The following is a 6,537-nucleotide window of genomic DNA, read 5'->3' as shown; positions in this document are numbered from 1 at the left end:
GAGCCCTTTGGTTACTTTGGGGCTTTTCCAAAGTGACCCGCCGTCAGGGCGGAACCCTAAGTGGCCGTTACCTAAATAATGGATATGTACTCGGCCCAATCCAACATCCCGGCCAGCCCAGAGGCCGCCATCGGGGGCAAGTCGAATCGTCGCACCGCCCCTCCCACATTTTGATCTGTGAATACATTCAAAGTGTGCGAGGCCGCTTCAGGCCCCGGCAAACTCAAGCACCCAGCAACCGATACCCCACCCCCACCTCAGTCACGATAAACCTCGGCTGCATCGGGTCATCCGCCAGCTTCTGGCGCAAATGCCCCACCACAATGCGCAGGTAGTGGCTGTCTTCGGTGTGGGTCGGCCCCCAGATGTTCTTGAGCAATTGCTGCTGGGTAATGACCCGCCCAGCATGCCGCGCCAGTTGCGCCAGCACCGCGTACTCCTTGCGGGTCAGTGCCACTTCGACGCCGTCGAGCAGAACACGGCGGTAGGCCAGGTCCACCGTCAGCGGGCCGAAACTCAACGCAGCCTCCTGAGTTTCCCCCGCCGGAGCCTGACGCAATAAGGCGCGCACACGGGCGAGGAACTCCTGGATACCGAACGGCTTGGTCACGTAGTCATTGGCGCCACCGTCAAGGGCTTGGACCTTCTGCGCTTCGCTGGCCCGCACCGAGAGCACCAATACCGGCACCGTCGACCACTCGCGAAACTCGCGCAGCACCTGCTGGCCGTCCATATCGGGCAGGCCCAGGTCAAGGACGAGCAAGTCCGGTTTGCTCAACGCCGCCTGAGCAAGGCCTTCGTTGCCGCTACCGGCTTCGATCACCTTATAGCCTTGGGAGGCCAGGCTGATGCGCAGGAATTTGCGGATCTGCGGTTCGTCATCAATGACGAGAATCGTCGAGGTCTGGCTCATGGTGTCTCAGTTAAAATCAATTAAAAACCAACCCATGCAGGAGCGAGCTTGCTCGCAAAAAACCTCTAGGCGCCGCGTACATTCAGGAAGCCATCTTTATCGTTAACGACCTTCGCGAGCAAGCTCGCTCCTACAGGTTTTGCTCCAGGGCAGGTTGTGTAGGCAATGGCAGGAACAAGGTAATACAGGTGCCCCGCCCTTCAATACCGTCGGCCACACTGATGTGCCCACCGTGCGCGCCGACCATGCCCTGGCAGATCGCCAACCCCAGGCCGGTGCCCTGCCCGCCGCGATCACCGCGCGCAGCGGTGTAGAACATATCGAAGATTTTTGCCCGTTCGTCCTCCGGAATTCCCGGCCCCTCATCGGCTACGGCAAAAAACACCTGGCCGTCCGACACACCGGCGCTCAACTGCAAGCGGCCCTGGGGCGGCGAAAAGCGCGCGGCGTTTTCCATGACATTGACCAGGGCCTGCTCGATCAACGCCGCATGCACATAGAGCAAGGGCAAGTCCGGCGGCACATCAGTGTCGACCTGCAAAGGCGCCAGCACGGCGCGAAGGCGGCCAAGGGCACTGCCGACGATATCCCCGGGCGACACCCAATCGCGCGCCAGCTTCAGCGCACCGTGGCCCAGGCGGGTCATGTCCAGCAGGTTCTGGATATAGCGGTCGAGGCGCTCGGCTTCATCACGGGTACCTTCGAGCAATTCGCGACGGTCCTCCAAGGGGATCGCCTCACCCAGCGCCAGCAGGCTGTCGATACTGCCGCGCATGGAGGTCAGCGGCGTACGCAAATCATGGGAGACGGAGGCGAGCAAGGCGCTGCGCAGTTGTTCGGTCTCACCGTGCAAACGCGCGGACTCCAATTCCTGCGCCAACTGCGCACGCGCCAACGCCTGGGCCAACGGCTGGCTCAATGCCGTGAGCAGGCGACGGCGTTGGCCACTCAACTCCATGCCGGCTTTCGCGCTGACGCCCAGCAAGCCCAAGGGGCCCTCTTCACCCGACAACGGCCACCACCACCAGCGTCCAAACGGCAAGGTGCCGGTGCCCATGCCTGCCGGTTGGTCGTGCTGCCAGGCCCAGTCGGCGGCGGCACGCTCGGCCTCGGTGAGGGTCAGCGGGCCACCAGTCTCGATCGTCCAACCGCCCTGGCCGTCGCGATTGACCAGGCACAGATCCAACTCATTCCAGCCTTGCAGGTGATGAGCCGCTGCACTGATGACCGCCTGGCGATCCGTGGCGGCGGTGAGCTTGCGTGACAGGTCGAGCAGCTCGCTGGTTTCTTCCTGGGTATCGCGCAGCGCCTGTAATTGCCGACGCTGGCGTGCGGCCAGGTTGCCGGTGAGCGCCGCCATCAACAGGAAAAACAACAGCGTCAGGACGTCCTCTTCACGCTGGATGGAAAAGGAGAAATTCGGTGGGATAAACAGAAAGTCGTAGGTCATGAACGACAACGCCGCACACACCAGCGAAGGCCCCAGGCTGCTGCGCACCGCCACCAGCAGCACCGCAGCGAGAAACACCAGCGAGATATTCGGCAACGGCAAAAGGCTGGACACGCCCCACGCCAGGCCGGCCGCAACCAGGGTGGCCACCACGGCCAGGGCATAATCGAACCAGCGCAGCCCACGCACATCCGGCAAGCGCGGCGCTGCTGGCCTATCGTCGCTGTCGAGCACGTTGATTTCCAGGCCCCGCGCATCGCGCAGCAAGCGTGCGGCGAGGCCGCCACCGAACAGCCGTCGGCGCCAGCGCATGCGCGACTGCCCCACCAATACCAGACTGGCGCGGCGCTCGGCGGCATGCTGGATCAACGTCCTGGCCACCTCGCCGGCCCGCAGCAACACCACCTCACCGCCCAGGCGTTCAGCCAGTTGCTGGGCATTCTGCAGGCGCAGCCGTGACTGTTCATCCCGCGCGCGGCCGTTGTCGACATGCACCAGGCTCCACGGCAAATGCCGCCGCTGGGCGACACGGCTGGCATGGCGCACCAGGCGTTCGGCTTGCGCATCGCCATCGACCCCCACCAGCAGGCGACCCCGCACCGCCGGCGCCGCTTGGCCGAGCTGGCGATATCCCTGGGCCAGATCGTCGTCGACATGGGCGGCAGCGGTCTGCATGGCCAGCTCGCGCAGGGCCATCAAGTTGGTCTGGGTGAAAAACGCATCGATGGCCGCACGCGCCTGTTCCGGCACATACACCTTGCCGTCGCGCAGGCGCTCGAGCAATTCGCGGGATGGCAGGTCGATCAGCAGCAGTTCGTCGGCCTCCTGCAGCACCCAGTCCGGCAGGGTTTCACGCACCTGCACGCCGGTGATGCCACGCACCTGGTCGTTGAGACTTTCCAGGTGCTGGACGTTGACCGTGGTGAACACGTTGATGCCGGCTGCGAGCAGTTCCTGGATGTCCTGCCAGCGCTTTTCATGACGGCTGCCGGGAGCGTTGCTATGGGCCAGTTCATCGACCAGCACCAGCTTGGGCCGGGCCGCGAGCAGGCCGTCGAGGTCCATTTCTTCAAGCATTACGCCCCGGTATTCGCTGCGCAACAACGGCTGTTGCGGCAAACCGCTGAGCAAGGCTTCGGTCTCGGCGCGGCCGTGGGTCTCGACCACCCCGGCGATCAGAGCCACACCCTGGCGCAGTTGAGTATGGGCAGCCTGGAGCATGGCGTAGGTCTTGCCTACACCGGGCGCGGCGCCAAGGAAAACTTTGAGCCGGCCACGGCCGTTGCGGGGCAGATCGGCTAGCAGGGCATCGGCGCGGCCGGAGTCGCTCATGCGCGGGGGTTCCTCAGGTGTTCAAAGTAGTCAGGTTCAATGAAGATCAAATGTGGGAGGGGGCTTGCTCCCGATAGCGGTGTGTCAGTAACAGCTATTTCAACTGAACCAGCGCTATCGGGAGCAAGCCCCCTCCCACAGGGGTCAGAGTGTTTCCAGGGCCATGTTCAGCGCCAGCACGTTGACTACGGGCGGGCCTACCAACGGGCTTTCGATGTGTTCATCCAACAGCCGCTGCAAGGTCGACACCGGTACATTTCGTGCGGCCGCCACTCGCGCCAGTTGATAGGCAATTGCCTCGGGTGGCAAGTGTGGATCGAGCCCGCTGCCGGAGGTCGTCAGCGAGGCCAACGGTACCGGCCCCTGGCCTGGCACCTGTTGTTTAGTCGCGTCGTCAAAGATACGCGCGGCCAGTGCGGGGTTGCTCGGGCCAAGGTTGCTGGCACTGCTGGAAACCGTTGCGAACGCGCCGGCCGAAGGGCGTGGGTGGAACCAGCCGTCGCCGCTGAAATCCTGGGCGATCAGGCTGGAGCCGCGCACCTTGCCGCTGGCATCGCGCACCAGGCTGCCATTGGCCTGGTCCGCAAAGGCTACTTGCGCGACGCCGGTCACCACCAGCGGGTAGGCGACGCCGGTGATCAGGGTCATGAGTACCAGCAGGCTCAGGGCTGGGCGGATGATGTTGGACATTTCAGACTCCTCGGTGCAGTGATGCGGTGGGACGCGGAGCGTCCGGGGCGGCATTCCCACGCTGAGCGTGGGAATGATCAGGCTCAAACCAGGTGCAGCGCCGTCAGCAGCATGTCGATCGCCTTGATGCCCACAAAGGGCACCAGCAGCCCACCCAGGCCGTAGATCAGCAGGTTGCGGCGCAACAGCGCGGCCGCGCTCGCGGCTTGCACGCGCACACCGCGCAGGGCCAGGGGAATCAGCACCACGATGATCAGCGCGTTGAACACGATGGCCGACAGGATCGCACTCTGCGGGCTCTGCAAGTGCATGACATTGAGCACGCCCAGTTGCGGATAGATCGAGGCAAACAGCGCCGGCAGGATCGCGAAGTACTTGGCCACGTCGTTGGCGATGGAAAAGGTGGTCAGCGCACCCCGGGTCACCAGCAACTCCTTGCCGATCTGCACCACGTCCAGCAGCTTGGTCGGATCGCTGTCGAGGTCGACCATGTTCGCGGCTTCCCGCGCAGCCTGGGTACCGTCGTTCATCGCCATGCCGACATCGGCCTGGGCCAGTGCCGGGGCGTCGTTGGCGCCGTCGCCGCACATGGCGACCAGACGGCCGTCGTTCTGTTCATGGCGGATACGCGCCAGTTTCTTCTCAGGCGTGGCTTCAGCCAGTACATCATCCACGCCGGCTTCAGCGGCAATCGCGGCGGCGGTCAGCGGGTTATCGCCGGTGACCATCACGGTACGAATGCCCAACTTGCGCAGCTCGGCGAAACGCTCGCGGATACCGGGCTTGACCACGTCTTTGAGATGGATCGCACCGAGTAACTTGCCATCGGCGCACACCAGCAACGGCGTGCCGCCACTCTGCGCGATCTTGTCGATTTCCCGCGACAGCGCAGGTAACAGGTCGCTACGTTGCTGGCCGATAAACGCCAGCAGCGAATCCACCGCACCCTTGCGAAAGACGCGGCCCTGGTAATCGACACCGGATAAGCGGGTTTCCGCGCTGAACGGTACGGCGATCAGTTGCTCCAGCGTCGGCTCGGCCTGGGGGTGCAAGGCGCGCAGGTATTCGACGATGGACTTGCCTTCCGCCGTGTCATCGGCCAGGGAGGCGAACAACGCGCCTTCAGCCACTTCCCGACCACTGACACCGGGCGCCGCAACCACGGCGGTGCAACGACGGTTACCGAAGGTGATGGTGCCGGTCTTGTCCAGCAGCAACACGTGCACATCCCCTGCCGCTTCCACCGCGCGACCGGACTTGGCGATCACGTTCAACCGCACCAGACGGTCCATGCCCGCAATGCCGATGGCCGAGAGCAAGCCGCCAATGGTCGTGGGAATCAGCGTCACCAGCAGTGCGACGAGGAACACCAGGGGCAGGCTGCCATTGGCGAAGTGAGCGAACGGCTGCAGGGTAACCACCACCAGCAGGAAGATCAGGGTGAGGCCGATCAGCAGGATATCCAGTGCAACTTCGTTGGGGGTTTTCTGGCGTTTGGCGCCTTCCACCAGCGCGATCATGCGGTCCAGGGTCGACTCGCCGGGGTTGGCGGTGATGCGGACCAGCAGCCAGTCCGATACCAGTCGAGTGTTACCGGTGACGGCCGAGCGGTCGCCGCCGGACTCGCGGATCACCGGGGCGGACTCGCCGGTAATCGCTGCTTCGTTGACCGCGGCGATGCCTTCGATCACTTCGCCGTCGCCAGGAATCATTTCGCCTGCCGCGACGCGCACCACATCACCTTTGCGCAGGCTGGTGGCCGGTACCACCTTGAAGCTGCCGTCGGCCTCCTTGCGGCGCGCGCTCAGGCCCTCACTGCCGGCCTTGAGGCTGTCGGCGCGGGCCTTGCCACGGCCTTCGGCCAAGGCTTCAGCGAAGTTGGCGAACAACACGGTGAACCACAGCCACACCGCGATTTGCACGGCCACGAAAGTCGGCACGCTGGTATCGGGCACAAAGCACAGCACGGTGGTCAGAATGGCGGTCAGCTCGACCACCAGCATCACGGGCGAACGTTGCAATTGACGGGGGTCCAGCTTGACGAACGCCTGGACCAGCGCCGGGCGCCACAACGCAGAGATCGCGGTTTTGGCGGGCTCCTGAGTGCGCGCGGGGGCAGCATTTTTTACAGACATGTTCATTCTCATATCCC

The 6,537-nt window shown here is 64.1% G+C and carries 4 protein-coding genes; all 4 read right to left on the bottom strand.

Annotated features, from left to right (window positions below):
- Nucleotides 1–223 precede the first annotated feature (223 nt).
- Nucleotides 224–913 carry a response regulator gene (locus BFP93_RS14225; RefSeq protein ID WP_065893603.1) on the bottom strand — a complete coding sequence of 230 codons (690 nt, stop codon included), beginning with the start codon at nucleotides 911–913 and terminating at the stop codon, nucleotides 224–226.
- A gap of 130 nt (nucleotides 914–1,043) precedes the next feature.
- Nucleotides 1,044–3,695 carry a sensor histidine kinase gene (locus tag BFP93_RS14220; RefSeq protein WP_065893602.1) on the bottom strand — a complete coding sequence of 884 codons (2,652 nt, stop codon included), beginning with the start codon at nucleotides 3,693–3,695 and terminating at the stop codon, nucleotides 1,044–1,046.
- A 144-nt stretch (nucleotides 3,696–3,839) separates the two neighbouring features.
- Complete coding sequence (gene kdpC, locus BFP93_RS14215; protein WP_065893601.1) at nucleotides 3,840–4,385, bottom strand: potassium-transporting ATPase subunit KdpC; 546 nt, start codon at nucleotides 4,383–4,385, stop codon at nucleotides 3,840–3,842.
- An 83-nt stretch (nucleotides 4,386–4,468) separates the two neighbouring features.
- Nucleotides 4,469–6,532 carry a potassium-transporting ATPase subunit KdpB gene (gene kdpB / locus BFP93_RS14210; protein ID WP_256095209.1) on the bottom strand — a complete coding sequence of 688 codons (2,064 nt, stop codon included), beginning with the start codon at nucleotides 6,530–6,532 and terminating at the stop codon, nucleotides 4,469–4,471.
- Nucleotides 6,533–6,537 lie beyond the last annotated feature (5 nt).

Origin of the sequence: Pseudomonas sp. 44 R 15 (assembly GCF_900004965.1) — a bacterium.
Lineage (GTDB): Bacteria > Pseudomonadota > Gammaproteobacteria > Pseudomonadales > Pseudomonadaceae > Aquipseudomonas > Aquipseudomonas orientalis_A.
The sequence above is the reverse complement of the archived record's forward strand: the minus strand, read 5'-3'. Positions and strand labels throughout refer to the sequence as shown.

Excerpts from the sequence above, each read along its gene's own strand:
- BFP93_RS14225 (WP_065893603.1), bottom strand. The coding sequence starts at position 913 with ATGAGCCAGACCTCGACGATTCTCGTCATTGATGACGAACCGCAGATC.
- kdpC (WP_065893601.1), bottom strand. The coding sequence starts at position 4,385 with ATGTCCAACATCATCCGCCCAGCCCTGAGCCTGCTGGTACTCATGACC.
- BFP93_RS14220 (WP_065893602.1), bottom strand. The coding sequence starts at position 3,695 with ATGAGCGACTCCGGCCGCGCCGATGCCCTGCTAGCCGATCTGCCCCGC.
- kdpB (WP_256095209.1), bottom strand. The coding sequence starts at position 6,532 with ATGAGAATGAACATGTCTGTAAAAAATGCTGCCCCCGCGCGCACTCAG.